This is a genomic window from Delftia sp. S65, assembly GCF_016516495.1.
In the GTDB taxonomy this organism is placed as follows: domain Bacteria; phylum Pseudomonadota; class Gammaproteobacteria; order Burkholderiales; family Burkholderiaceae_C; genus Comamonas; species Comamonas acidovorans.
Genome location: NZ_JACVUR010000036.1, coordinates 25,330 through 48,660 on the forward strand (window position 1 = coordinate 25,330; position 23,331 = coordinate 48,660).

The following is a 23,331-nucleotide window of genomic DNA, read 5'->3' on the forward strand; positions in this document are numbered from 1 at the left end:
GGAAGCGGCGAAGCCGCTCAGGGGGAGCTTCATGCACTCGGCAGGCGGAAGGCGGCCAGTTCCTGCGCGTCCAGTTGGGGCACCAGGCCCGTCTCCCAGGCCAGGTAGCGGCGTGCCGCTTCCTTGTTGCCGTCGTGGCGGTCGTGCACGAAGAACAGGTAGTCGATGCACTCGGCGTCGGTGGGGCTGTCTGGCGTGGCCTCGACGGGCAGGCCGGCCTGCTGCCATGCGGCCAGGCCGCCTTCGAGCAGCAGCGGCGCGGCGCCCTGCAGCTCCAGCGCGGCCCATTGCGCCATGCCGGGCTCGTCGGCCACCAGCACGATCTGGCGCGTCTCGCCGGCCAGATCGCTGGCAAGGCACGGGCGGATGGACCAGCGGGCCCCGGCGATGTGGCCTGCGCGGTACTTCATGCCCGCGCGCAGATCGACCACGGCCACCTCGCCCTGGCGCATGCGCTCGTGCAGGGACTGCGCCGTGATGCCTGCCAGTGCGGGGACCTGGGGCGGCTGGGCCGGTGCCAGGTCCAGGCCGCTGTGCAGGCCGCCCCGCAGCACGCAGGCGTCATGGCCGAGCTGGCGCAGCCAGCTGGCCACCACGGGGGCGCGCACGCCATCGCTGTCGAACAGCACCAGGCGCGCTCCGCGCACGCCCACGTACTGGTCGCCGGCCTGCATGAGCTGGCCGCCGGGCGTGTGCTGGGCGCCGGGCAGCGAACCGGCCTTGAATTCCTCGGGCGTGCGCACATCGCACAGGAACAGCGTGCGCGCAGCATCCTGGCTCCAGGCGCGCACGGTGTCGGCATCGACCTCGGGCACGTCGAAGCGTTCGGCCAGGGCACGGGCCTGGGCTTGCAGCGCGCTGCTGGCCGAGTCGTCGCCATAGCGCTGCGTTCCGCCGTGCTCCAGCGGCAGGTCGGCCAGGTACCAGCCCTGGGTGCCGTTCTCCAGCGCGTAGACGGGGTTGGGAATGCCCAGGTTGATCAAGGTCTGCGCGCCGATGATGGAGCGCGTGCGGCCCGCGCAATTGACCACGATGGGCGTGGCCGCATCGGGCACCAGGCGGCTCACGCGCAGCGCCAGCTCGCCATTGGGGCAGCAGATGGCGCCGGGGATGTTCATCTTGTGGAACTCGGAGACGGGCCGGCCGTCCAGCACCACCAGGGGCAGGCCCGCCGCCTGGCGCGCCGCCAGCTGCTGGGCCGTGATGCGCGGCGTGCCATAGGCGTGTTCGGCCAGCTCGCCAAAGGTCTTGGAGGGCAGGTTCACGCCGGCGAACAGCGTGTAGCCCGCAGCGCTCCAGGCCTTGGCACCGCCTTCGAGCACGGCGACCTGGGTATAGCCCAGTGCTTCGAGGCGGCGCGCGGCGCGCTCGGCCACGCCCGCGCTGGCATCGCCCTCGCCACCGTCGTAGGTGACGACGCGCACCTGCCGGCGCGGCACCAGGCGGGGCACATCCAGCTCCAGCCGGCTGTAGGGCAGGGGCGTGGCGTAGAACAGGTGCGACTCGCCGTACTGGCCGTGCTCGCGCACGTCGAGCAGCGCGATCTCCTGGCCGTCGTGCAGCCAGGATTTGAGGGTGTGGGCGTCAATGGATGCGGTCATTGCATGCGGTCCGGGAAAAAGATCGGCAAGGAATTTCGGGCAAAGCCCTGCCACGCGCGCCCCGTGGAGGGCGCTGCGGCATGGACAGTGAAAAGGCAGGAAGCGGGAGATAGCGGCCGGAAGGCCGGGGCTCAGCGGCGCGTCTGCACGCCGATGGCCATGGTCTGGCAGGTGCCGGTGGCCAGGTCGTAGCTGGTGCGCTCGTTGAGCGTCTCCAGCGCGCGGCCGTACATGTGCAGGTGGCGGATGACCTGCTCGCCCTGGATCTCCACGGAGTGGATGTCCTCGGGCATGAGGGCGATGCCCTGGCCTGGCGCCACCACCACGAGTTCCGTCTCGCGCAGCGTGCCCTTGCCGGGGACGGAGCCGTCGTCGGTGCGCTCGTAGACGCGGTTGTGCTCCGTGCCTTCCACGGCGGCAATGCAGGCCCAGGTCGTGTGGTTGTGCGGCACGATGCGCTTGCCCGGGCGCATGACGTTGAGGTACAGCGCATAGCTCTGGTCGGCGTCCTCGGCGATCAGGTAGCGCGCCTGGTGCTCTCCCTCTTCGGGTGCGGCGTAGTCGGCCTGCTGCCAGAAGTCGCGGCGCGCGGCCAGGCCCAGCAGTTGCTGGAGCACGGCGTCCAGGCTGGCGCGCGTGGCCGCGTCCTCGCCAATGGCCTGCTTCATGTGGTCGATGGCCGCTGTCACGGCGGCGCTGCGCTGTTCGGTGATGGTGTTGGTTGTGGTGTTCAAAGGGGGCTCCTTGTCGTCGTTGAAGTCCACTGTAGTGAGGCGCCCGGCCCGCAACAATCCACGCATGCCCAATAAATACTTCAATAAAATTGAAGTATGGAGACGCTTGACCTGGACCTGCTGCGCACCCTGGCCGCCATTGCCAGCCACGACAGCTTTGCCGCCGCCGCCGTGCAGATGGGGCGCACGCAATCGGCCATCACCCAGCAGATGCAGCGGCTGGAGGAGAAGATCGGCCACGCGCTGTTCGAGAAGCAGGGCCGGCAAAAGCGCCTCACCGATCATGGCCAGCGCCTGCTGGGCTATGCGCGCCACATGCTGGCCATCCATGACGAGGCGCTGCGCAACCTGCAGCACCGCCAGGTGCAGGGCCTGGTGCGCATTGGCGCACCCCACGACGCGGCCGACAACATGCTGCCGCCCGTGCTGCAGGAGATCGCGCTGAACTTTCCGGGCATGCAGATCGACATCCATGTGGGGCGCAGCCCGTTCCTGATGGAGTCGCTCAAGCAGGGCGAGCTGGACCTGGCCATCTCCAACCGGGAGGATGAAGGCTTCGAGGGCTTTGCCCTGCGCTCCACACCCACCGTGTGGCTGTGCGGCGCGGGCTATGCCCATGACCCGGGCAAGCCCGTGCCCCTGGTCATGGCCGACGGGCCCAGCATCTTCCGGCGCCTGGGCTGCGATGCGCTGGATGCGGCCGGCATTGCCTGGACGCCGCGCCACACCTGCACCAGCCTGGTCGGCATACGCGCGGCGCTGCGCGCGGGCCTGGGCGTGACGGCGCGCGGCGTGGAGCAGCTCGACCCGGGCCTGCGCGTGCTGGGCGCGGGCGACGGCATGCCGCCGCTGCCGGACCTGGCCTACCGCCTGTACATCCGCAGCCATGTGATCAGCCCCGTGACACGCCAGATCTTCGAGAACCTGCAGGCCCGCATGCGCCAGCCGGCGGGCTGAGCGCCGGGGCGCTTGGCGCGCAGCAGTGCTGGATGTGGCGGCGCACTTGACTGCACCGCTTGTAATGGGACTTATTCTCAAATAACATCCGCGCCACCGCCGCCCCCTCCGGCCGGCGTTTTTCGAGCCTTTCCAGGCCCCGTGCCATGCCATCTCCCACTCTTGCCCGCACCCATGACTGGTTCCGTGACTGGTTCCGTGACTACGGGCCGCTGATCTCCCGCATCCTCGCCGCGCTGTTTGGCGGCTACGCCGTGGCGGCGCTGGCCAGCGTGGCCGTGCTGGCCCTGCCCGCAGACCGCACGCAGGCGGCGATCTCGGGCACCTTGCTGAGCTTTGCCGTCTACGCGGGAGCGGTGATCTGGGTGTTTGCCGTGCGCAGCGCCACGCGCGCCTGGGCCGGCCTGCTGGTCGCCGCCCTGGTGCTGGCGCCTGCCGCGTGGTGGACCTGGGGCAAGGGGCTGGGCGCATGAGCACGAACACCACGAACACGGCCGGCAAGCCCGCCAAGCCCGCGAAAGCCGCCAAGGCGCCCGGCATCCGCCAGACCATGTCCGACCTGCACACCTGGGTCGGCCTGCTGCTGGGCTGGTTCCTCTACGCCATGTTCCTCACGGGCACGGTGAGCTATTTCAGGAACGAGATCACGCAGTGGATGCAGCCCGAGCAGCCGCACCAGAGCCAGGCGAGCGAGCCCGCGCTCGTGGCCCAGCGGATCGGCGACGCCATGGCGCATGTGGCGCCGCAAAGCCCGCAATGGCTGATCAACCTGCCCGATGAACGCAGCACGGTGGCCACGGTGTTCTGGAGCCCGCCGCAGACCGAAAAGGGCGCCAGGCGCCGCTTCGAGAACGGCCGCTTCGACCCGGCCACCGGCACGCGCCTCGAAGGCCCGGTGCGCGAGACGCGCGGCGGCGAGTTCTTCTACCGCTTCCACTTCCAGTTCCACTACATGCCCGTGCTCTGGGGCCGCTATCTGGCGGGGCTGTGCGCCATGTTCATGCTGGTGGCCATCGTCAGCGGGGTGATCACGCACAAGAAGATCTTTGCCGACTTCTTCACCTTCCGCTGGGGCAAGGGGCAGCGCTCCTGGCTGGACGCGCACAACGCGCTGTCCGTGCTGGGCCTGCCCTTTCACCTGATGATCACGTACACCGGCCTGGTGACCCTGGCCCTGATGTACATGCCCTGGGCCAATCTGGCCACGACCATGACGCCCGAGCAGCGCGTGGTGGCCGGCCAGCAGCTCAGTGCCTTTGTTCCCGCAGGCAAGCCCTCGGGCCAGGCCGCGCCCCTGGCACCGCTGGCCGACATGGTCCGCCAGGCCGAGCAGCGCTGGGGCGCGGGCCAGGTGGAACGCCTGAACGTCAACCTGCCCGGCGATGCCAATGCGCGCGTGACCGCCATCCGCGGCGAGAACGGCCGCGTCTCCATCAGCCCGCAGTTCATGATGTTCGACGGCGTCAGCGGCCAGCTGCTGCAGGCACAGGACAGCGTGGGCGCCGCCGCCGAGACGCGCGGCGTGCTCTATGCGCTGCACATGGGCCGCTTCGGCGACCTGCCCACGCGCTGGCTGTACTTCATCGTCAGCCTTGCGGGCACGGCCATGGTGGGCACGGGACTGGTGCTGTGGAACGTGAAGCGGCGCAGCAAGCTGCCCGACCCGGAAAGGCCGCACTTCGGCTTCCGGCTCGTGGAACGGCTGAACATCGCCACCATCGCCGGCCTGTCCATCGGCATGGCCGGCATGCTCTGGGCCAATCGCCTGCTGCCGGTGGAGATGGCGCAGCGCGCCGAGTGGGAGGTGCACGCCATGTTCATCGCCTGGGGGGCCACCCTGTTCTGGGCGATGGGCCGGCCCGCCAAGCGGGCCTGGATCGAGTTGCTGTGGGCCGGCGCCGCCGCCCTGGCCCTGCTGCCCGTGGTCAACGCGCTGACCACGGATCGCGGCCTCTTGGCCAGCCTGCGCGCGGGCGACTGGGTGTTTGCCGGCATGGACCTCATGCTGCTGGCCCTGGCCGCACTGCATGCCCATCTGGCCCTGCGCACCCAGCGCCACCAGCCCAAGGCCAAACCGGTGCGCGCCGCCCGGCCCGCGCCCAAGGCTGCCGCCACAGCAGTGGCCGCCACGGCAGCGGCCGCCGCAGCGGAGACCAGCGCATGAGCATGGCCCATCTGTTCTGTCAGCTGCTGGCCCTGGGCGCCTTCGCCTGCCTGGCCCTGGCCATGGACCGCCACCAGAGCGACCTGTTCGGCAAGGAACTGCCACCCGCCCGCACCCGGCGCCTGCGCGCGGCCGGCTGGGTGCTGCTGGCGCTGTCGCTGTGGGCGGCGCTGCAGGTGGAGCCCTGGTCGCTGGGGCTGGTGGCCTGGTTCGGCCACATCGCCGCAGCAGCCGCCATCGTGCTGCTGTCCATGGTGGCGCGCGAGCGGCTGCGCTGACGGCCCTCCCGGCACCTTCAGAGAAACATGCCGCCCGAGGCCTCGATGCGCTGGCCCTGCACCCAGCCCATGCCGGGCTGCAGCAGGGCGGCCATCACGGGGCCGATGTCGTCGGGCTGGCCCACGCGGCCCAGCGCCGTCTGGCTGGCCAGGGCGGCGCCCATCTGCGCATCGTCGCGCACACGGCCGCCGCCGAAGTCCGTGGCGATCGCGCCCGGCGCCACCGTGTTGACGCGAATGCCGCGCGCCCCCAGCTCGCGCGCCAGGTAGCGCGTCAGCACCTCCACTCCGCCCTTCATGGATGCATAGGCCGCATAGCCCGGCTGGGTGAAGCGCGTGAGCCCGCTGGACAGATGGATGATGCTGCCGCCATCGCGCAGCAGGGGCAGCAGGTGCTGGCTCAGGAAGAACGGCGCCTTCAGGTGGATGGCGACCAATTCATCGAACTGCGCCTCGGTGGTAGCCGCGAAGGGTGCATTGATGCCGATGCCGGCGTTGTGCACCAGCGCATCAAGGCGGTCGGCCTGCCAGGTATCGGCCAGCGCCTGGCGCACGCGGGCCGCAAAGTCCGCAAAGCCCGCGCTGCGCGCCACGTCCAGCTGCAGGGCGGCGGCCCGCCCGCCCAGCGCCTCGATGGCGGCCACGGCGGCCTGGGCCTCGTCGGCACGCTCACGGTAGGTCAGCACCACGTCAAAGCCCTGGCGCGCCAGGTGCTCGGCCGTATTGCGGCCCAGGCCGCGGCTGCCGCCCGTGACGAGGACGATGCGGCGGGCGGCAGGGGAAGAAGCGGTCGAAGGAGAAACTGTCATGGCGGACCTCGTTAGGTGGTTTGCAATGACAGCGACTGTATTGAAGGTCGATTTTTGGATAAATTGGCTGTTTCTGATTTATTTGTTCGCCCCATGCAAACAATCAAGCTTCTGGAGCAGATGCAGATCTTCAGCCGCGTGGCCGAGATGGCCAGCTTCACGCGTGCGGCCGACAGCATGGGTTTGCCCAAGGCCAGCGTCTCCCAGGCCGTGCAGCAGCTGGAGGCGCGGCTGGGCACGCGGCTGCTGCACCGGACCACGCGGCGCGTGCAGCTCACCCAGGACGGCCATGCCTGCTACGAGCGCTGCCAGGACCTGCTGGCCGACGTGGACGAGTTCCAGGGCCAGTTCCAGCAGGCCGGCGACGCGCCGCTGCAGGGCAAGGTCCGGCTGGACATGACCACCGGCCTGGCGCGCCACGTCGTCATGCCCTTGCTGCCGCAACTGCTGCAAATCCATCCGGCGCTGGAGCTGGAGCTGAGCTGCACCGAGCGCCGCGTGGACCTGGTGCGCGAAGGCTTTGATTGCGTGCTGCGCCTGGGCCCCGTGGACGAGCCCGGCCTGGTGGCACGCCCGCTGGGCCTGGTGGCGCTGGCCACCTGCGCCAGCCCCGGCTATGTCCAGGCCCACGGGCTGCCCGCCACGCTGCAGGATCTGGGCGGTCACCGGCTGGTGCACTACCAGCGCACGCTGGGCGCGCGGCCGCTGGGCTTCGAGTACGAGGAGGATGGCCAGCCCCGGTACCTGCCGATGGCGGGCGCGCTCACCGTGAACAATGCCGAGGCCTATCTCGCGGCCTGCCAGGCCGGCCTGGGGCTGATCCAGGTTCCGCGCCTGGCCGTGCAGCCGCTGCTGGACGCAGGGGAACTGGTCGAGGTGCTGCCCCGCCACCCGCCGCCGCCCATGCCGCTGCACCTGATCTACGCCCAGCGCCGCCAATTGCCGCGCCGCGTGCGCGTGCTCATGGATTGGCTGGCCGAAGCGGTCCTGCCCTGGACGCTTGGCGCTGGCCCGGCCGAAAAGCCCTAGCGAGCGCTGCAGCGATTCAGCCAGCGTCATTTTGCTTATCACTAATCCGTATCAAGACAAAGGTTCGCGCCTGCCCCTTTTGACGCCATTTACCGGACAATAGCGACCTTGCCCCGGTCACCGGCCGCCACGAAGCAGCGGCAACGCGCACACCGCGCCTGCCCCCTGTGCTTCCCGCCACCGCGTGCCTGAATGGCACTGACCTCTCATTGCAACGTCCCGGCGGGCACTGCCTGCCCCGAATTCACCGTATTGCCAACATGAGTGCTTTTCTTGAAGAACGCGTGCTGTCCGTCCACCACTGGACCGACCGCCTTTTCTCCTTCACCACCACCCGTGACACCGCGCTGCGCTTTTCCAACGGCCATTTCACGATGATCGGGCTGAAGGTCGACGGCAAGAACCTGCTGCGTGCCTACTCCATCGCCAGCCCCAACTACGAGGAGCACCTCGAGTTCCTGTCGATCAAGGTGCCCGACGGTCCGCTGACCTCGCGCCTGCAGAACATCCAGGTCGGCGACACCATCCTCGTCGGCAAGAAGCCCACGGGCACGCTGCTGATCGACTACCTGCTGCCCGGCAAGAACCTGTACCTGATCGGCACCGGCACGGGCCTGGCCCCCTGGCTGGCCGTGGCCCGCGACCCCGAGACCTACGAGCGCTACGAGAAGGTTGTCGTCGTGCACGGCGTGCGCCACGCCAGCGAGCTGGCCTACCAGGAGCTGTTCGAGAAGGAACTGCCCGAGCATGAATTCCTCGGCGAGATCGTCAAGGACAAGCTGGTCTACTACCCCACGGTGACGCGCGAGCCCTTCCGCAACCAGGGCCGCATCTCCAACCAGATCACGGCCGGCACCTTCCCGCAGAACATCGGTCTGCCCGAGCTCAACCCCGAGACCGACCGCGTCATGCTGTGCGGCAGCCCCGCCATGCTGAACGAACTCAAGGAGCTGCTGGAGCACCGCGGCTTCAAGGAAGGCAACACCACCACGCCCGGCGACTTCGTGGTCGAGCGCGCCTTCGTCGAGAAGTAAAGCCCACGACACCCCGTGGCGGGGCGGCTGCCGATAATCGGCGCATGCCGCCCTCCCGCACCCCGCCGCCCCAGCCCGGCGACGATGACCGCAACTTCATCGTCGCCCTGGCGCGCGGCCTTGATGTCCTGTCCTGCTTTCGCTCCGGCGAAAAGCTGCTGGGCAACCAGGACATCGCCAGGCGCTGCGGACTGCCCAGGTCCACGGTTTCGCGCCTCACGCACACGCTGACCACGCTGGGCTACCTCATCCACGTGCCCGAAGAGGGCAAATACCGACTGGGCACAGCCACGCTGGCCCTGGGCAGCGCCATGCTCTCGCGCCTGGACGTGCGCCAGATCGCGCGCCCGCTGATGCAAAAGCTGGCCGCCACCACCGATGCCGAGGTGGCCCTGGCCGCACGCGACCGGCACAACATGGTCTACATCGAGCACTGCCCCAGCGCGCGCTTCACGCACCGCGACCTGGACATGGGCTCGCGCATCCCCCTGGCCACCACGGCCGTGGGCCGCGCCTGGCTGGCCGCCAGCCCCGCATCCGAGCGCCAGCGCGCGCTGGACTACCTGCAATCGCACGCCCCCGAGCAATGGGCCGCCGCCCAGGCCCAACTGCCGCTGTGGCCCGGCGCCAGCACCCATCCGCAACCCTGGCTGTCGTGCTCGTTCGGCGACTGGCAGCCCGAAGTCAACGCCATCGCCCTGGCCTTCTCGCCGGGGCGTGGCCTGCCGCTGATGGCCGTCAGCCTGGGCGGGCCCTCGCGCTTCGTCACGGCCGATGCGCTGCGCCAGGACGGCGTGCCTGCGCTGCAGCGCATGGTGCGGCGGCTGCAGCAGGACATAGACCGCGCCTGACCGCAGACCGGGCCTGGCCGGCTGTCCCGCAGGCGCCCGCACAGTACCCGCACAGTAGCCAAGACGACAGCGCGCGCCGCCCTGGCGCCCTAGCATGGAGGGCGTTGCTCAACCATCAGGAAACCAAGGCAGGAGACACCCAGCATGAGCGTGAAAGCACTGTTCAACCTCACCGGCAAGACCGCCCTCATCACCGGAGGCTCGCGCGGCCTGGGCCTGCAGATGGCCGAGGCGCTGGGCGAGATGGGCGCCCGCCTCGCCATCACGGCGCGCAAGTCCGACGAGCTGGCCGAGGCCAAGGCCCACCTGCAAGGCCTAGGCTACCAGGTCGAGACCTTCACCAACGATCTGCAGAAGTTCGACACCATCCCCGCCCTGGTCGACGACGTGCTGACGCGCTGCGGCGACATCGACATCCTCGTCAACAACGCCGGCGCCACCTGGGGCGCCAAGGCCGAGGAATACCCGGACGAGGCCTGGAACAAGGTCATGAACCTCAACGTCTCCGCGCCCTTCTTCCTCACCCGCGAAGTGGCCAGGCGCGTGATGATCCCCAAGGGCCAGGGCAACGTGATCATCACGGCCTCGGTCGCGGCCTTCAAGGGCACGCCGCCCGGCATGAACACCGTGGCCTACAACACCTCCAAGGCGGCCGCCGTGCACCTGGCGCGCACCCTGGCCTCGGAATGGGGCCACTACGGCATCCGCGTCAACTCCATCTGCCCGGGCTTCTTCCCGAGCAAGCTGGCCAACGGCCTCATCGACAAGCTCGGCGACCAGCTCATCGCCCGCGCCCCGCTGCGCCGCATCGGCGGCGAGGAGGACCTCAAGGGCGCCGTGGTCTACCTGGCGTCCGATGCGTCTCGGCACATGACGGGGCAGGCGTTGGTGCTGGATGGTGGAGCGAGCTTGTTGTAAACAACGCAGCCCTGCAATGAGAAAGGCCCCTGTACCGCGGTGCAGGGGCCTTTCTTACTTGAGCCGCTGCGCAGCGGCTCAGCATGTCTTCTTCAAGCCTGCAGGGCAAAGGGCTCGATGGACTCCAGATCGTCGCCTATGGCCTCGCGCGCGATATCAGCGTCGTACTGGCTTTGCAGATTCATCCAGAACTCCACGGACGTGCCAAAGAAGCGCGCAAGGCGCAGCGCCGTATCCGCGGTGATGGAGCGGCCGTTCTTGACGATGGCCGCGATGCGTGTCTGCGGGACATGGATGGCATGGGCCAGGCGGTATTGCGTCAGGCCCATGGGCTCCAGGAATTCAGTGGCCAGGATTTCGCCTGGCGTGGGGAGGTTCAAAGGTTTGTTCATGGTCAGCACTCCTGCACCAGATCCAGGATCAACGCTTTCGCTTCAGTGGTAATCGACGATCTCCAGCTCACTCGGGCCTTCATTGGTCCACACAAAGCACACGCGCCACTGATCATTGATGCGGATGCTGTGCTGCCCCTTGCGATCTCCGTGCAGCGCCTCCAGCCGGTTTCCGGGCGGGACCCTCAAGTCCTGAAGCACATGAGCGGCATGCAGCATCCGAAGCTTGCGCAGCGCGACCACTTCAATGCTGCTCCACCGACGCACCCGCCTCTGCTGGAACAGTTGCTCGGTGTCGGGGCACTTGAATGACTGGATCGTCATGGAAGCAAATAATAACGCGTCACGTCAGTAACGTCAAACGTAAGTACCAGGCAACTGAGTCCACAAGAAAGCGCCTGGGCCAGATCAAGCTGGCACCAGGCGCTTTCGGTCGAAAAACTGAGCGGCGCTCTACTTGTTCGCCACCGTCATCACCGCCTCAATCTTGCCGTCGCGCACAGCGGCACCGCGTTCCGTGGTCAACGTGCCGCCACGGTCATCCACGCCCTTGACGCCGCCGGGGTTCACGTCGGGGCGCAGGGATTTGTAGGCTTCGTCGAGCTTGGCGTGGATGGCCTTGGTGTCCGAGGCCGAGCCGGCCAGTTGCATGGCCTTGACGGTGGCGTGCACGGCCGTGTAGTTCCACTGCGCCTCCGAGCCGGGGATGCGGCCCGGGTAGACCTTGCCGAAGCGTTCGACGAAGGCCTTGTTCTCGGGCTTGGTGTCCTCGGAGACGGGCATGACGCCGATGGCGCCTTCCAGCGGCGCATAGCCGCCGACCACGCGGGCCATTTCGTCGAGCTTGGCCTGGTCCATGACCACGAAGCCGCCCTTGAAGCCCAGCTCGCGCGCCTGCTTGACGACCAGGGCCGTGGGCTCGGAGGCACCGCCCACGAAGAGCACGTCGGGCTTCTCGGCCAGGGCCTTGCTCACGCCGCTGTAGAAATCGGTGGCGCGGTTGTAGCTCATGGCGTTCTCGGCCACCACGGTGCCCCCCAGCTTTTCCCAGCCGGGCTTGAAGGCGGCGACCCAGGCCTTGGCGTAGTCGTGGTCGGCGCCGACCAGGGCCACCTTCTTGCCGAAGCGGCCCATCACGTATTTGGAGAACGGGTCGATGTACGAGGTGAACTCGGGCGGGATGCGCAGGGTCAGCTTGTTGCCCCGGTTGGTGATCTGCGGCACCGAGCTGTAGGCCAGCACGATGAAGTTGCTGCGCTCGTTGGTGGTCTGCAGCGCGAAGATGCCGCCCGAATGCGGCACCAGGATGGCCGCCGTCTTGTGCTGCTGCACCAGGCGCTGGGCGTTGATCGCGGTCTCGGACGGGTTGTACTTGTCGTCCAGCGGCACGATCTCGATCTTGACCTTCTTGCCACCGATCTCGGGCGCTGCGGCATTGATCTCGGAGACGGCCATCTGCATGCCGTCGAGCACGTTCTTGCCGTACTGGGCAGCGCCGCCCGACAGCGGGCCGGAGTAGCCGATCTTGACCACCTCCTGCGCCAGCGCGGGGCCGGCGGCGGCCACGGCGGCGCAGGCCAGGGCCAGCGTGCCCACCCTGCGGCGGGTCAATGGTGCGAATGCTGTCATGTCTGTCTCCTTGGATAGTGAAGAACGAATCGCTGCTGACGCAACGCATAAATCCGGCGCAGCCCAGACCAGGGACGCCGAGCAAGGGCCGCCCCGCAGCGAGGGCGTCGTCCCCCTCCCTCGCGAAGCGAGAGAGAGGGGGAAGCCGCGCAGCGGCTCAGGGGGTGCAGTGTCATGTCATGCACCGATGTAGGCTTTTCGGATGGAGTCGTCAGCCAGCAGCTCGGCCGGCTTGCCCTCGCGCACGATGCGGCCGCTTTCCATCACATAGGCGCGGTGCGCGATCTTCAGCGCCGCATAGGCGTTCTGCTCGGCCAGCAGCACGGTGGTGCCGGCCGCGTTGATGCGCTGTATGGCCTCGAACATCTGCTTGATGACCAGGGGCGCCAGGCCCAGCGAGGGCTCGTCCAGCAGCAGGGCCTGGGGCCGGCCCATCATGGCGCGGCCGATGGCCACCATCTGCTGCTGGCCGCCCGACAGCGAGCCAGCCGGGTCGTGCTGCTTCTCGCGCAGGATGGGAAACAGCTCCATCACCTCCTGCAGCGTCTTCTGGCTGGGGCCGGGATCGCGGCGGTGCACGTAGGCGCCCAGCTGCAGGTTGCGCAGCACCGACATCTGGGGGAACAGCTTGCGTCCCTCGGGGCACTGCACCACGCCGGACTGCACGATGGCCGATGGCTTGCTGCCAGCCAGCTCCTTGCCATTCCACACGATGGAGCCGCCTGCGGCCTTGTGGATGCCGCTGGCCGTGAGGAACAGCGAACTCTTGCCTGCGCCGTTGGCGCCCAGCAGCACCACCAGCTCGCCGCGGTCGGCATGCAGGCCGACCCCGTCCAGCGCCAGGAAGCTGCCGTAGCGCAGCGACACGTTCTCAAACTTCAGCATGCTCGCTCCCCAGGTAGGCATCGATGACGGCGGGGTTGCGGCGTATTTCCTCGGGCGTGCCCTCGGCGATCTTCTCGCCGTAGCTGAGCACCAGGATCTTGTCGGCCAGGCTCATGATCATGCCCATCTTGTGCTCGATCAGCGCCACCGTGATGCCGTGGCGCACCAGCTTGCGGATCAGCTCGGCCAGGCCCTCGGTCTCCTCGGGGTTGACGCCGCCGGCAGGCTCGTCGAGCAGCATCAGCTTCGGGTCGGTGGCCAGGGCCAGCGCGAAGGCCACGCGCTTGCGCTCCTCCTGCGTGATGTCGCCAGCAATGCGGCCGGCCACATGCGACAGGCCCACGAAGTCCAGCGCGTCGCGCGCCTTTTCGCGGCACACGCGCTCTTCCTCGCGCAGGCGGCTGGAGCCGCGCAGCACGTCCCACAGGCCTGACCGCGTGCGCAGCCGGTGGCCCACGATGAGGTTGTCCAGCACCGTGGCGCGGTCGAACAGCGCCGTGGTCTGGAAGGTGCGCGCCACGCCCAGTTTCGCCACCTGGTCGGTGCGCAGCGAGGTCACGTCCTGGCCGTTGAAGGTGATGGTGCCCGAGGTGGGCTTGTGCACGCAGCTGATCAGGTTGAAGAACGTGGTCTTGCCCGCGCCGTTGGGGCCGATGATGGCGTTGATGCGGCCTTCCTCGATCACGGTGCTGACATCGCTCACGGCGGCCAGCCCGCCGAAGGTCTTGGTCAGGTGGTCAATCTTGAGCATGCGGCTTGCCCTCCTTGGCATTGCGGCGCGCGCGCCATGCGGTGAAGCTGCCCACCACGCCGTAGGGCATGAAGATCACCAGCATCACGAGAATCGGGCCGAAGACGATGAAGCGGTACTCCTGCAGGAACTGCAGGTACTGCGTGATCCAGGGCATGCCGATGGCGCCCAGCAGCGGCCCCAGCACCGTGCCCATGCCGCCGACCATGGCGAAGATCATCATGTCGAAGGTGTGGTGCACGCCGGCCATGTCGGGACCGATGAAGCGCACGAAGCCCGCATACAGGCCGCCCGCCACGCCCGCGTAGACCACGCTCAGCATGAAGGCCAACACCTTGTTGCGCATGAGGTTGATGCCCAGCGCCTCGGCCAGCTCGTCGCTGTTGCGGATGGCCATGAAGGTGCGGCCCAGCAGCGACCGGACGATGCGCCGCATCACCCAGACCGAGGCCACGAGGAAGGCCAGCACCAGGTAGTACAGCGCCAGCGGCGACTCGAAGCTCAGCGCGCCCAGGGCCTCGGGCGCGGGGATGCCCATGATGCCCACCGTGCCGTGGGTCAGGCCCTCCCACTTCTCGATCACGAGGAACATGATGTAGCCCACGCACAGCGTGAAGATCGAGAAGTAGTGCCCCTTCAGGCGCAGCGAGACGATGCCGATCAGGTAGCCCAGCACCGCGCACACCACGCCCGACATCACCAGCCCGCCCCAGAACGGCCAGCCATGATCCACCGTGAGGATGCCCACGGTATAGGCGCCCGCGGCCATGAAGCCCGCATGCGCGAGGTTGAGCTGGCCCGTGTAGCCCGTGATCAGGTTCAGGCCCAGCGTGGCAATGGCGAAGATATAGGCCGTGCTCATCACCGTGAGGTGGTAGTCATTGCCCGCCAGCCAGGGGAAGGCGATGCCGGCGGCCAGCAGCAGGCCCCAGGCAACGCGGGAGTCGATGAATCCGTTCATTCAATGACTCCTCTTGGCGAACAGCCCCTGCGGGCGCAGCGACAGGATCACCACCAGCAGCACGAAGGCGATGATGTCCTTGTAGTCGGTGGAGATGTAGTAGGCGCCGAAGCTCTCGGCAAAGCCGATGATCAGCCCGCCCAGCACGGCGCCCGGGATGCTGCCCATGCCGCCCAGGATGATGATCACGAAGGCCTTGGTGATGACCAGGTGGCCCATGGCCGGATAGACCAGGTTGATGGGCGCATACAGCGTGGCCGCCACGGCCGCGAGCACGCCCGAGATGGCAAAGGTCAGCATGGACACGCGGTTGGCGTCGATGCCCACCATGGATGCGCCTTCGCGGTTCTGCGCCATGGCGATGATGGTCGCGCCCGTGATGGTGCGCGTCAGGAACAGGTGCAGGGCCACCATCAGCGCAAAGGCCGCGCCGATGATCAGCAGGCGCTGCGCGGGCGCCGTGATGCCGCCCATCTCCACGATGGAGGTGTAGGGCGTGGGCATGCGCTGGAAGTCCGCGCCCCACAGCGCCTGGGCACCCGCCTCCAGGAACAGCAGCAGCCCGATGGAGGCGATCTTGGGATGCAGGGGCGAGGCCTTGCGCAGCGGATGGAAGATCAGCCGCTCGCTGACGATGCCCAGCACCGCCACCGCGACGGCTGCGGTCAGCATGGCCGCCCAGTAGCCCCAGCTCCAGGCCACCATGGCCTGGAAGGCCACGAAGGCGCCGATCATGTAGAAGCCGCCGTGCGCGAAATTGGGCACGTGCAGGATGCCGTAGACCAGGGTCAGGCCCAGGGCCACCAGGCCGTAGATGCCGCCCAGGGTCAGGCCGTTGAGCACTTGCTGCAGAAAAACGTCCATCAACGCCTCCTGCGGAAAGGCGCGGCTCGGCGCCCGGCCAGGGTCTGTGCTTGCATTGTCTTGTCTCCTTTGCATGGCCGGCCGGCGCGGCGCGACAACGCATGCGGCAGACAGGCAAGGCCAGCTTAGGAGGGGGGCGGCGCCACGATCAACCCGAAGATTCCGCACAGCGGAATTCACCTGGGAAACCCCGAGACCCTCAGGGCCCCGCCAGTAACCTAGATGACAGCCGCGCTCAGATGGACAGGGCCGGCAAGTTGGCGGGCAGGCCCTGCATGGAGCGCTGCGTGTGCTCGGCCACGAAGTCCAGGAAGCTGCGCACGCGCGCCGGCATGAACTTGCGCGTGGGCAAGGTGGCGTAGAGCGTGAAATGGCCCGTGGTCCATTCGGGCAGCACATGGCGCAGCCGGCCCGAACGCAGGTGGCGCGCGATCAGGTCCAGCGGCTGGGTGCTGATGCCCGCGCCGTCCAGCGTGGCACGCAGCAGCGTGCCAGTGTGGTTGGCCACCAGCACGGGCTGCACGGCCACCTCGGCCTCGCCCGCGTTGCCATCGAGCCGGCGCAGGCGCAGCACGTCGGAGCGGCCCTGGGCGCGGCGGCGCAGCAGGCACTGGTGGCCCGCCAGATCCTCGGGCACGGCGGGCACGCCATGGGCGTCCAGGTACTCGGGCGAGGCGCAGGCCAGGCCGCAGGTGGTGACGATGGGCCGCGCCACCACGTTGCCGTCATAGCCCTCCTCGGCGTTGAGGAAGGTGATGTCGTACTCGCCCACCGCGGCCTCGCTGGCCGACTCCACGAAGACCTCGATGCAGATGCGCGGGTGCAGGCGGTGGAAGTCCGCCACCAGCGGCGCCAGCACATGCTCGGCAAACACGGGCGGCGTGAGCACGCGCACGGCGCCCGACAGCTCCAGCGTGTGCGCCTGCGCCAGGCTGAAGGCATCCTCCACATCGGCCAGGATGCCGCGCACGCGCTCCAGATAGGCCTCGCCGGCCTCGGTCAGCGACACGCTGCGCGTGGTGCGCTGCAGCAGCCGCGTGCCCAGGTGCTGCTCCAGGTCGGCCACCAGGCGCGTGACCGTGGGCACGGACATGTCCAGACGACGCGCCGCCGCCGAAAACCCGGCCTCGTCGGCCACGGTCTGAAACACCCGCATGGTCTGCAATCGGTCCATGTTGTCCTTGGCCCCGGGCCTCGGTGCCCGGGGACTTTCGCTGCATTGTTCCACTCTCAAACGCCCTGCGCCGCGGCTTTGCGGGCCGCGGCGCAGGCGTTCATCTTCGTCGAAATGCAGCCGCTCAGCCCTTGCCGTCCGAAGTGTCCCTGGCCTGCGCTGGACCGGCGGGCGGCGCCCAGCGGATGGGGTGGGTGAAGCGCACCTCGGCGTCGCTGAAAGCCTTGGCCGTGGCGGCCGACAGCAGCAGGATGGCCGACGAGAAATAGATCCACATCAACAGCACCACCAGCGAACCCGCCGCGCCATAGGCCGAGACCACGGCCGCCGTGGACAGGTACCAGGCCAGGGCCTGCTTGCCCAGCGTGAACAGCAGGGCGCCGACGATGGCGCCGAAGATGAGATAGCGCAGCCGGGGCTTGGGGCCGCTGCCGATGCGCATCAGCCCCACGAAGAGCAGCACGGCAATGCCGAAGGACACGCATTCGTTGATCAGGCTGATCAGCGGCCCCAGCGGCTGCATCTGCAGCTTGGTGCCGGCCCAGTTGGTGATCAGCTGGATGGCCGTGGACAGGGCCATGGACACCAGCAGCAAGAAGCCCAGCGCCAGCACATAGGTCAGGCCGCGCAGCCGCAGCGCAGCCATGCGCCACCACACGGCCTTGGGCGGCGGTGGCTCGCCGTTCGAGGTCCAGAGCTTTTCCAGCGCGGACTGCAGCTCCACGAAGACACCCGTGGCGCCCGACATCAGCAGGATGAAGCCGAACAGCGAGGCCAGCCGCCCCTCGTCGGGCCGCTGGGCGCTTTCCAGCGCGCCGCGCACCACCTGGGCACCGCGCTCGCCGATCACGTCCTGCACCTGGTCGATCAACTGGTGTTCCACATAGCTGCGGTCCACCCACCAGCCCAGCAGGCCGACCAGCAGCAGCAGCAGCGGCGCCAGGCTCAGGATGCCGTAGAAGGACATGGCCGCGCTCATGCGCAGGCCATCGGCGTCCAGCCACAGCTGCACGGCATTCCACATGGCGCGCAGCGGGTTCAGCTCCATCAGGCGCTGCAGGCGTGCGGACCAGGACGAGGCGGGGGGAGTTTCCGGGGTATCTGAGGGCATGGCCCCCATTGTGCGCAGCGGCGCACCAGCGCCCTGTCAGCCTGTGCCGACAGGGGCCTGTGGGCATGGCTCAGGTCACGGGCGCTGGATTGAACAGCACCAGGGCGTTGTGCAGCTTCCACTGCTCGGCCCAGGTCTTCTTGCGGCCGCTGGCCACGTCCAGCATCAGGCGGAACATCTCCCAGCCCACGTCCTCGATGCTGGCCTGGCCTTCGGCGATGCGGCCCGCGTTCACGTCCATCAGGTCATGCCAGCGCCGCGCCAGATCGCTGCGCGTGGCCACCTTGATCACGGGCACCTGGGCCAGGCCGTAGGGCGTGCCCCGGCCCGTGGTGAACACATGCAGGTTCATGCCGGCGGCCAGTTGCAGCGTGCCGCAGATGAAGTCGCTGGCCGGCGTGGCCGCATAGACCAGGCCGCTTTGGATGCCCCGGTCGGCCAGCCGCTGGCCCGGCGACAGCACGCCGGTGATGGGCGCCGTGCCACTCTTGATGATGGAGCCCATGGCCTTCTCGACGATGTTGGACAGGCCGCCCTTCTTGTTGCCCGGCGTGGTGTTGGCGCTGCGGTCCACGCGGCCCTTGTCCAGGTAGGCGTCGTACCAGGCCATCTCCTCGATCATGGCCTGGGCCACCTCGGGGCTGGAGGCGCGCGAGGTGAGCTGGTCGATGCCGTCGCGCACCTCGGTCACCTCGCTGAACATCACGGTGGCGCCTGCGCGCACCAGCAAATCGGTGCAAAAGCCCACGGCCGGATTGGCCGTGACGCCGCTGAACGCATCGCTGCCGCCGCACTGCACGCCCACCACCAGGGCGCTGGCCGGCACGGTCTCGCGCCGGCGCGCGTTCAGCCGCTCCAGATGCACCCTGGCGCTGCCCATGATGGAGTCCACCATGGACATGAAGCCCACATGCGCCTCGTCCTGCAGGCAGACCACGTCCAGCGCGGGCTCGCGCTCATCGACGATGGGGAAGGACCCCGGCGGCAGCAGCCGCTCGGGCTGCAGCTTCTCGCAGCCCAGGCTCACCACCATCACCTCGCCGCCAAAATTCGGGTTGTGGCTGATGTTGCGCAGCGTGCGCTGCGGAATCTCGGCGCCCACGGCATCGATGGCCACGCCGCAGCCATAGCTGTGCTCCAGGCCCACCACATCGTCCACATTCGGATAGCGCGGCAGCAGCTCGGCCTTGATGCGGCCCACCGCGAAATCCAGCACCCCGGCCACGCACTGCACCGTGGTGGTGATGGCCAGGATATTGCGCGTGCCCACCGTGCCATCGGCATTGCGGTAGCCCTCGAAGGTGTAGCCCGTCAGCGGCGGCAGCTCGGGCGGCTGCACCGTGGCGATCGGCAACCCCTCAAGAGACAGCGCCCCCGGCATGCGCAGCAGCCGCTCATGCACCCAGCTGCCCGCAGCAATGGCCTGCAGCGCATAGCCGATCACCACGTTGTAGCGGCGCACCTCGCCGCCCTCGGCAATGTCCACCAGCGCCACCTTGTGCGCCTGCGGCACCTTGTCGACCAGCACCAGCCCCCCGGGCATCACCGTGCCCGCAGGCAACCCCCCGTCATTGGCCACGATGGCCACGTTGTCGGCCGGATGCATGCGGATGGAAAGAGGAAGTGGGGTACTCATGGCAATGTCTCAATTTTCTAAAGGGCTGGCACTACAGCAGTAAAGCAGCTGGCACGGCCCACGCAACCGGCGCGGCCCAAAGCGAGGGACACCAAGCAAGGGCCGCCCCGCAGCGAGGGTGTCGTCCCCCTCCGCGAAGCGAGAAGGGGGAAGGCGCGAAGCGCCTCAGGGGGTCACTCTGCCTTTATTCCAGCAGCCTTGATCACCTTCCCCCACTTGACCACCTCGGCCTTCTGGTACTCGCCCAGCTCGGCCGGCGTCATCTGCGAGGGCAGCATGCCGAAGTTCTTCAGGCGCGCCTGCACCTCGGGCGTGGCGACGATCTTCATGATCTCCGCATGCAGCCGGTCCACGATGGGCTTGGGCGTGCCAGCGGGCGCGAATACGGCCTGCCACGATCCCATGTCGAAGCCCTTCTCGCCGGCCTCGGCGATGGTGGGCACATCGGGCAGGGACTCCAGGCGCCGCGAGCTGGTCACGGCGATGGGACGCAGCTTGCCGGCCTGCACGTGGGGGCCGACGACCAGGGCGGTGTCGAACATCATGTCCACCTGGCCGCCGATCACGTCTTGCACGGCCGGGCCGCTGCCCTTGTAGGGCACGTGGGTGAACTTCACGCCCGTCTGGTAGCCCAGCAGCTCCAGCGCCATGTGGTTGGAGGTGCCGCTGCCCGGCGAGGCCGAGGTCAGTCCGCCCGCCGCCGCCTTGGCCTTGCTGGCGGCCAGCACGTCGGCCAGCGTCTTGTAGGGGCTGGAGGCCGGCACCACCAGCACCAGCGGGCCCGAGCCCAGCATGGCCACCGGCGTGAAGGACTTGACCGGGTCGTAGTCCAGCTTGGCGTACAGGCTCACATTGATGGCGTGCGAGCTGATGGTGCCGCCCAGGATGGTGTAGCCATCGGCCGGTGCGCGCGCCGCAATGGCCGAGCCCACGCTGCCGCCCGCGCCGCCCTTGTTCTCGATCACCACGGGCGTGCCCAGGGCCTTGCTCAGGGGCTGGGCGATCACGCGCGCCAGCGTATCGGTATTGCCGCCAGGCGGGAACGGCACCAGGTAGGTGATGGGCTTGCCCGTGGGCCAGTTGCCCTGCGCGGCGGCGGGCATGGCGGCCAGGGCCGTGCCCAGCAGCAGGGCGCTGGCGAGGGAATGTTGGATGAGTGTGCGGCGTTGCATGGTGCTTGTCTCCGGGAAGGGCTTGTCGTTGGAATGGTGTGAAAGCGGGTTCAGAAGCGCGGCTGGTGGCCGGTGAACGCGGGGTCGTACTTGCGCATCTGCCCCAGGTCGTCGCGGTTGCGGATGCCGCAGTGCAGGTAGTTGTCGTGCAGGCGGGCCAGGGCCTCGCGGTCCAGCCGCACACCCAGGCCGGGCGCCGTGGGCACGCGCAGGCTGCCCTGCTCGAACTGCAGCCGGCCGCCCTCGACGACTTCCTCGTCCTGCCAGGGGTAGTGCGTGTCGCAGGCATAGGTCAGCAGGGGCACGCTGGCGCACAGGTGCGTCATGGCCACAAGGCTCACGCCAAGGTGCGAGTTGCTGTGCATGGACAGGCCCAGGTCGAAGGTGCGGCACAGCGTGGACAGGCGCTGCGTGGCGCGCAGCCCGCCCCAGTAGTGGTGGTCGCTGAGCACGATCTTCACGGGGCAGCCCATGTCGGCGTTGCGGCGGAACTCGGCAAAGTCCGTCACCACCATGTTGGTGGCCAGCGGCACATCGCACTCGCGTGCCACGGCGGCCATGCCGTCCAGGCCGGGCGCCGGGTCCTCGTAGTACTCGAGCACGCCCTGCAGCTGCTGCACGATCTTCAGGCTGGTCTCCACCGTCCAGTTGCCATTGGGATCGATGCGCAGCGGCGTGCCCGGAAAGGCCTCGGCCAGCGCCAGGATGCCGGCCGCCTCCTGCTCGGGCGGCAGCGCGCCGGCCTTGAGCTTGATGCTCTGGAAACCGTACTGCGCAATCATGCGCCGCGCCTGCTCCACCAGCTGCTGCGGCGCCAGGGCCTCGCCCCAGGCGTCGGGCGAAGAATCTGGTCCATAGGGCCTGTCGATGTGCTCGGCGTACTTGTAGAACAGGTAGGCAGAGAACGGCACGCTGTCGCGCGCGGCGCCGCCCAGCAGGTCCACGATGGGGGCGCCCGCCATCTGGCCCTGCAGGTCCAGCATGGCGACCTCGAAGGCGCTGACCACCTTGGCCACCGTCTTGGACACATGAGTGCCCGGCGCCAGCGACACCTGCTGGCCCAGGAATTCGGAAGCCGTCAGCGCAGGCGGCGCCACCAGGGCCGCGACGCGGACCTCCATCTCGTTGAGCGCCCAGGGGGACAGCCCCACCAGCGCGGGCGCGGCCTTGGCCAGCGCATCGAGCATGGGCTGGTCGCCATAGCTTTCGTTGATGCCGACCAAGCCCGAGGCCGTCTCGATCTCGATGATGGAACGCAGCGCCCAGGGCTCGTGGATGCCAGCCGCATTGAGCAGCGGCGGATCGCGGAAGGCAATGGGCGTGATGCGTATGTGGCGGATCGCGTGGGTCGCGTGGGTGGTGCTCATCTGGAATGCGGGTTCAGGAGGATCAAAAAAACTCGATGGCGTGGACGTCTTGTGATACGTTGTCGTACAACTTGGAGCGATTATGATCAGCACCATGGAAAGTTCGGCAAAGGGATTTCCCGCATCACCCCCAACGATCGAGCTTCCCCTGCGAGGAAAGTCCGGTCGCAGCGGCCGCAATCTGGCCGCCCTGCTGTTCGACGAGTTCGCGAGCAAGATCCGCAACGGCCTGCTGGCCGAAGGCGAGAAGCTGCCCACGGAGTCGTCGCTGGTGCAGACCTACGAAGTCAGCCGCACCGTGGTGCGCGAGGCGCTGTCGCGCCTGCAGGCCTCGGGCCTGGTGGAGACGCGCCACGGCATTGGCACCTTCGTGCGCGCCGCCCAGCCCGCATCCACGCTGATGCTCAATGCCGACGAGCTGACGGCCGCCGTGGACGTGATGGCCGTGCTGGAGCTGCGCATCAGCCTGGAGACCGAAAGCGCCGGCCTGGCCGCGCTGTGCCGCAGCCCCGAGCAGCTTCAGGGCATACGCATGGCGCTGCAGGCCTTCGAGATCGCCTTTGCGCGCGGCGAGGACACGGTGGCCCATGACCTGGCCTTCCACACCCAGATCGCCGAGGCCACGGGCAACCGCTACTTCGGCGACATCCTGCGCCACTTCGGCGCCCAGCTGATTCCGCGCACGCGCATCGCCTCCATCCACCAGCCACAGCGCGACCCCGACTACCTGCGCCGCGTCAACCGCGAGCATGAGGAAATCCTCGCCGCCATCGAGCGCCAGGACGCCGACTCGGCCCGCGCGGCCATGCGCATCCACCTGACCAACAGCCGCGAACGCCTGCGCCTGGCGCAAAAGACCAGCGCCGCCTGAGTGCTCCCATGGGCCTTTCGGGGCCGATGGCGTTGCCACGGGAATTCAGACAACCAAGGGAAAACCCTTTATCACTGCTTGCAGATCTCGGTTAAAAATCGGCTTCAGTTGTACGACAACTGACAACATAAAACCCGGAGACA

24 protein-coding genes are annotated in these 23,331 nt (G+C 68.3%); 9 read left to right on the forward strand and 15 right to left on the reverse strand.

Going from position 1 to position 23,331, the window contains the following annotated elements:
- Nucleotides 1-29: 29 nt before the first annotated feature.
- On the reverse strand, nucleotides 30-1,601 hold the full coding sequence (locus IAE24_RS23170; protein WP_199961824.1) for a rhodanese-like domain-containing protein: 1,572 nt from the start codon (nucleotides 1,599-1,601) through the stop codon (nucleotides 30-32).
- A gap of 131 nt (nucleotides 1,602-1,732) precedes the next feature.
- A complete protein-coding gene (locus IAE24_RS23175) occupies nucleotides 1,733-2,269 on the reverse strand; it encodes a cysteine dioxygenase family protein (protein ID WP_051941125.1) in 537 nt (178 codons plus the stop codon).
- Between the two features lie 162 nt (nucleotides 2,270-2,431).
- Here IAE24_RS23175 and IAE24_RS23180 point away from each other — a divergent pair, with 162 nt between their 5' ends.
- From IAE24_RS23180 to IAE24_RS23195, 4 genes are all read left to right on the forward strand, one after another.
- On the forward strand, nucleotides 2,432-3,292 hold the full coding sequence (locus tag IAE24_RS23180; protein ID WP_013800147.1) for a LysR substrate-binding domain-containing protein: 861 nt from the start codon (nucleotides 2,432-2,434) through the stop codon (nucleotides 3,290-3,292).
- Nucleotides 3,293-3,438: 146 nt separating this feature from the next.
- The gene (locus tag IAE24_RS23185; RefSeq protein ID WP_013800146.1) at nucleotides 3,439-3,765 is read left to right on the forward strand and encodes a DUF3649 domain-containing protein; all 327 of its coding nucleotides are present in this window, start codon (nucleotides 3,439-3,441) and stop codon (nucleotides 3,763-3,765) included.
- The gene (locus IAE24_RS23190; RefSeq protein WP_199961825.1) at nucleotides 3,762-5,456 is read left to right on the forward strand and encodes a PepSY-associated TM helix domain-containing protein; all 1,695 of its coding nucleotides are present in this window, start codon (nucleotides 3,762-3,764) and stop codon (nucleotides 5,454-5,456) included. Before IAE24_RS23185 ends, IAE24_RS23190 begins: the two co-directional genes overlap by 4 nt.
- Entirely contained in the window at nucleotides 5,453-5,734 is a 282-nt protein-coding gene (locus tag IAE24_RS23195) for a DUF3325 domain-containing protein (RefSeq protein ID WP_012202210.1), read from the forward strand. The genes IAE24_RS23190 and IAE24_RS23195 overlap by 4 nt, the downstream gene beginning before the upstream one ends.
- A 17-nt stretch (nucleotides 5,735-5,751) precedes the next feature.
- Here the strand turns inward: IAE24_RS23195 and IAE24_RS23200 are convergent, their stop codons facing one another.
- Nucleotides 5,752-6,543, reverse strand: coding sequence for an SDR family NAD(P)-dependent oxidoreductase (locus IAE24_RS23200; RefSeq protein WP_199961826.1), 792 nt, complete (start codon nucleotides 6,541-6,543; stop codon nucleotides 5,752-5,754).
- 93 nt (nucleotides 6,544-6,636) lie between these two features.
- On the opposite strand from IAE24_RS23200, the gene IAE24_RS23205 reads away from it, so the two are divergent.
- From IAE24_RS23205 to IAE24_RS23220, 4 genes are all read left to right on the forward strand, one after another.
- Nucleotides 6,637-7,572 (forward strand): LysR family transcriptional regulator, encoded by a 936-nt coding sequence (locus IAE24_RS23205; protein ID WP_199961827.1) that lies wholly within the window; start codon nucleotides 6,637-6,639, stop codon nucleotides 7,570-7,572.
- A 260-nt stretch (nucleotides 7,573-7,832) separates the two neighbouring features.
- A complete protein-coding gene (locus IAE24_RS23210) occupies nucleotides 7,833-8,606 on the forward strand; it encodes a ferredoxin--NADP reductase (protein WP_012202207.1) in 774 nt (257 codons plus the stop codon).
- A 44-nt stretch (nucleotides 8,607-8,650) separates the two neighbouring features.
- Nucleotides 8,651-9,457, forward strand: a complete 807-nt coding sequence (locus IAE24_RS23215) for an IclR family transcriptional regulator (protein ID WP_012202206.1) — start codon at nucleotides 8,651-8,653, stop codon at nucleotides 9,455-9,457.
- 144 nt (nucleotides 9,458-9,601) lie between these two features.
- Nucleotides 9,602-10,375 carry an SDR family oxidoreductase gene (locus tag IAE24_RS23220; RefSeq protein WP_012202205.1) on the forward strand — a complete coding sequence of 258 codons (774 nt, stop codon included), beginning with the start codon at nucleotides 9,602-9,604 and terminating at the stop codon, nucleotides 10,373-10,375.
- 92 nt (nucleotides 10,376-10,467) lie between these two features.
- Here IAE24_RS23220 and IAE24_RS23225 read toward each other — a convergent pair whose 3' ends face one another.
- The 12 genes from IAE24_RS23225 to IAE24_RS23280 all read right to left on the reverse strand — a co-directional run bounded on the left by IAE24_RS23225 (nucleotide 10,468) and on the right by IAE24_RS23280 (nucleotide 22,317).
- Nucleotides 10,468-10,767, reverse strand: a complete 300-nt coding sequence (locus IAE24_RS23225; protein ID WP_199961828.1) for a HigA family addiction module antitoxin — start codon at nucleotides 10,765-10,767, stop codon at nucleotides 10,468-10,470.
- A gap of 42 nt (nucleotides 10,768-10,809) precedes the next feature.
- Nucleotides 10,810-11,091, reverse strand: coding sequence for a type II toxin-antitoxin system RelE/ParE family toxin (locus IAE24_RS23230; RefSeq protein ID WP_199961829.1), 282 nt, complete (start codon nucleotides 11,089-11,091; stop codon nucleotides 10,810-10,812).
- Nucleotides 11,092-11,220: 129 nt separating this feature from the next.
- A complete protein-coding gene (locus IAE24_RS23235; RefSeq protein ID WP_016452145.1) occupies nucleotides 11,221-12,396 on the reverse strand; it encodes an ABC transporter substrate-binding protein in 1,176 nt (391 codons plus the stop codon).
- Between the two features lie 177 nt (nucleotides 12,397-12,573).
- Nucleotides 12,574-13,281 (reverse strand): ABC transporter ATP-binding protein, encoded by a 708-nt coding sequence (locus IAE24_RS23240; RefSeq protein ID WP_199961830.1) that lies wholly within the window; start codon nucleotides 13,279-13,281, stop codon nucleotides 12,574-12,576.
- Nucleotides 13,268-14,032, reverse strand: a complete 765-nt coding sequence (locus IAE24_RS23245; protein WP_012202201.1) for an ABC transporter ATP-binding protein — start codon at nucleotides 14,030-14,032, stop codon at nucleotides 13,268-13,270. The genes IAE24_RS23240 and IAE24_RS23245 overlap by 14 nt, the downstream gene beginning before the upstream one ends.
- A complete protein-coding gene (locus tag IAE24_RS23250; RefSeq protein ID WP_012202200.1) occupies nucleotides 14,019-14,993 on the reverse strand; it encodes a branched-chain amino acid ABC transporter permease in 975 nt (324 codons plus the stop codon). Before IAE24_RS23250 ends, IAE24_RS23245 begins: the two co-directional genes overlap by 14 nt.
- Nucleotides 14,994-15,857 (reverse strand): branched-chain amino acid ABC transporter permease, encoded by an 864-nt coding sequence (locus IAE24_RS23255; RefSeq protein ID WP_012202199.1) that lies wholly within the window; start codon nucleotides 15,855-15,857, stop codon nucleotides 14,994-14,996. It abuts the gene before it with no gap.
- A 235-nt stretch (nucleotides 15,858-16,092) separates the two neighbouring features.
- The gene (locus IAE24_RS23260) at nucleotides 16,093-17,031 is read right to left on the reverse strand and encodes a LysR family transcriptional regulator (RefSeq protein WP_043780296.1); all 939 of its coding nucleotides are present in this window, start codon (nucleotides 17,029-17,031) and stop codon (nucleotides 16,093-16,095) included.
- Nucleotides 17,032-17,155: 124 nt separating this feature from the next.
- Nucleotides 17,156-18,142, reverse strand: coding sequence for a YihY/virulence factor BrkB family protein (locus IAE24_RS23265; RefSeq protein ID WP_034397739.1), 987 nt, complete (start codon nucleotides 18,140-18,142; stop codon nucleotides 17,156-17,158).
- Nucleotides 18,143-18,212: 70 nt separating this feature from the next.
- Nucleotides 18,213-19,778 (reverse strand): galactarate dehydratase, encoded by a 1,566-nt coding sequence (gene garD / locus IAE24_RS23270; RefSeq protein ID WP_034397737.1) that lies wholly within the window; start codon nucleotides 19,776-19,778, stop codon nucleotides 18,213-18,215.
- Between the two features lie 173 nt (nucleotides 19,779-19,951).
- Nucleotides 19,952-20,950 carry a Bug family tripartite tricarboxylate transporter substrate binding protein gene (locus IAE24_RS23275; RefSeq protein ID WP_063327751.1) on the reverse strand — a complete coding sequence of 333 codons (999 nt, stop codon included), beginning with the start codon at nucleotides 20,948-20,950 and terminating at the stop codon, nucleotides 19,952-19,954.
- A gap of 50 nt (nucleotides 20,951-21,000) precedes the next feature.
- Complete coding sequence (locus tag IAE24_RS23280; protein WP_199961831.1) at nucleotides 21,001-22,317, reverse strand: glucarate dehydratase family protein; 1,317 nt, start codon at nucleotides 22,315-22,317, stop codon at nucleotides 21,001-21,003.
- Nucleotides 22,318-22,399: 82 nt separating this feature from the next.
- Here IAE24_RS23280 and IAE24_RS23285 point away from each other — a divergent pair, with 82 nt between their 5' ends.
- Entirely contained in the window at nucleotides 22,400-23,188 is a 789-nt protein-coding gene (locus IAE24_RS23285; protein ID WP_199961832.1) for a FadR/GntR family transcriptional regulator, read from the forward strand.
- Nucleotides 23,189-23,331 lie beyond the last annotated feature (143 nt).

Excerpts from the sequence above, each read along its gene's own strand:
- IAE24_RS23170 (WP_199961824.1), bottom strand. The coding sequence starts at position 1,601 with ATGACCGCATCCATTGACGCCCACACCCTCAAATCCTGGCTGCACGAC.
- IAE24_RS23175 (WP_051941125.1), bottom strand. The coding sequence starts at position 2,269 with ATGAAGCAGGCCATTGGCGAGGACGCGGCCACGCGCGCCAGCCTGGAC.
- IAE24_RS23180 (WP_013800147.1), top strand. The coding sequence starts at position 2,432 with ATGGAGACGCTTGACCTGGACCTGCTGCGCACCCTGGCCGCCATTGCC.
- IAE24_RS23185 (WP_013800146.1), top strand. The coding sequence starts at position 3,439 with ATGCCATCTCCCACTCTTGCCCGCACCCATGACTGGTTCCGTGACTGG.
- IAE24_RS23190 (WP_199961825.1), top strand. The coding sequence starts at position 3,762 with ATGAGCACGAACACCACGAACACGGCCGGCAAGCCCGCCAAGCCCGCG.
- IAE24_RS23195 (WP_012202210.1), top strand. The coding sequence starts at position 5,453 with ATGAGCATGGCCCATCTGTTCTGTCAGCTGCTGGCCCTGGGCGCCTTC.
- IAE24_RS23200 (WP_199961826.1), bottom strand. The coding sequence starts at position 6,543 with ATGACAGTTTCTCCTTCGACCGCTTCTTCCCCTGCCGCCCGCCGCATC.
- IAE24_RS23205 (WP_199961827.1), top strand. The coding sequence starts at position 6,637 with ATGCAAACAATCAAGCTTCTGGAGCAGATGCAGATCTTCAGCCGCGTG.
- IAE24_RS23210 (WP_012202207.1), top strand. The coding sequence starts at position 7,833 with ATGAGTGCTTTTCTTGAAGAACGCGTGCTGTCCGTCCACCACTGGACC.
- IAE24_RS23215 (WP_012202206.1), top strand. The coding sequence starts at position 8,651 with ATGCCGCCCTCCCGCACCCCGCCGCCCCAGCCCGGCGACGATGACCGC.
- IAE24_RS23220 (WP_012202205.1), top strand. The coding sequence starts at position 9,602 with ATGAGCGTGAAAGCACTGTTCAACCTCACCGGCAAGACCGCCCTCATC.
- IAE24_RS23225 (WP_199961828.1), bottom strand. The coding sequence starts at position 10,767 with ATGAACAAACCTTTGAACCTCCCCACGCCAGGCGAAATCCTGGCCACT.
- IAE24_RS23230 (WP_199961829.1), bottom strand. The coding sequence starts at position 11,091 with ATGACGATCCAGTCATTCAAGTGCCCCGACACCGAGCAACTGTTCCAG.
- IAE24_RS23235 (WP_016452145.1), bottom strand. The coding sequence starts at position 12,396 with ATGACAGCATTCGCACCATTGACCCGCCGCAGGGTGGGCACGCTGGCC.
- IAE24_RS23240 (WP_199961830.1), bottom strand. The coding sequence starts at position 13,281 with ATGCTGAAGTTTGAGAACGTGTCGCTGCGCTACGGCAGCTTCCTGGCG.
- IAE24_RS23245 (WP_012202201.1), bottom strand. The coding sequence starts at position 14,032 with ATGCTCAAGATTGACCACCTGACCAAGACCTTCGGCGGGCTGGCCGCC.
- IAE24_RS23250 (WP_012202200.1), bottom strand. The coding sequence starts at position 14,993 with ATGAACGGATTCATCGACTCCCGCGTTGCCTGGGGCCTGCTGCTGGCC.
- IAE24_RS23255 (WP_012202199.1), bottom strand. The coding sequence starts at position 15,857 with ATGGACGTTTTTCTGCAGCAAGTGCTCAACGGCCTGACCCTGGGCGGC.
- IAE24_RS23260 (WP_043780296.1), bottom strand. The coding sequence starts at position 17,031 with ATGGACCGATTGCAGACCATGCGGGTGTTTCAGACCGTGGCCGACGAG.
- IAE24_RS23265 (WP_034397739.1), bottom strand. The coding sequence starts at position 18,142 with ATGCCCTCAGATACCCCGGAAACTCCCCCCGCCTCGTCCTGGTCCGCA.
- garD (WP_034397737.1), bottom strand. The coding sequence starts at position 19,778 with ATGAGTACCCCACTTCCTCTTTCCATCCGCATGCATCCGGCCGACAAC.
- IAE24_RS23275 (WP_063327751.1), bottom strand. The coding sequence starts at position 20,950 with ATGCAACGCCGCACACTCATCCAACATTCCCTCGCCAGCGCCCTGCTG.
- IAE24_RS23280 (WP_199961831.1), bottom strand. The coding sequence starts at position 22,317 with ATGAGCACCACCCACGCGACCCACGCGATCCGCCACATACGCATCACG.
- IAE24_RS23285 (WP_199961832.1), top strand. The coding sequence starts at position 22,400 with ATGATCAGCACCATGGAAAGTTCGGCAAAGGGATTTCCCGCATCACCC.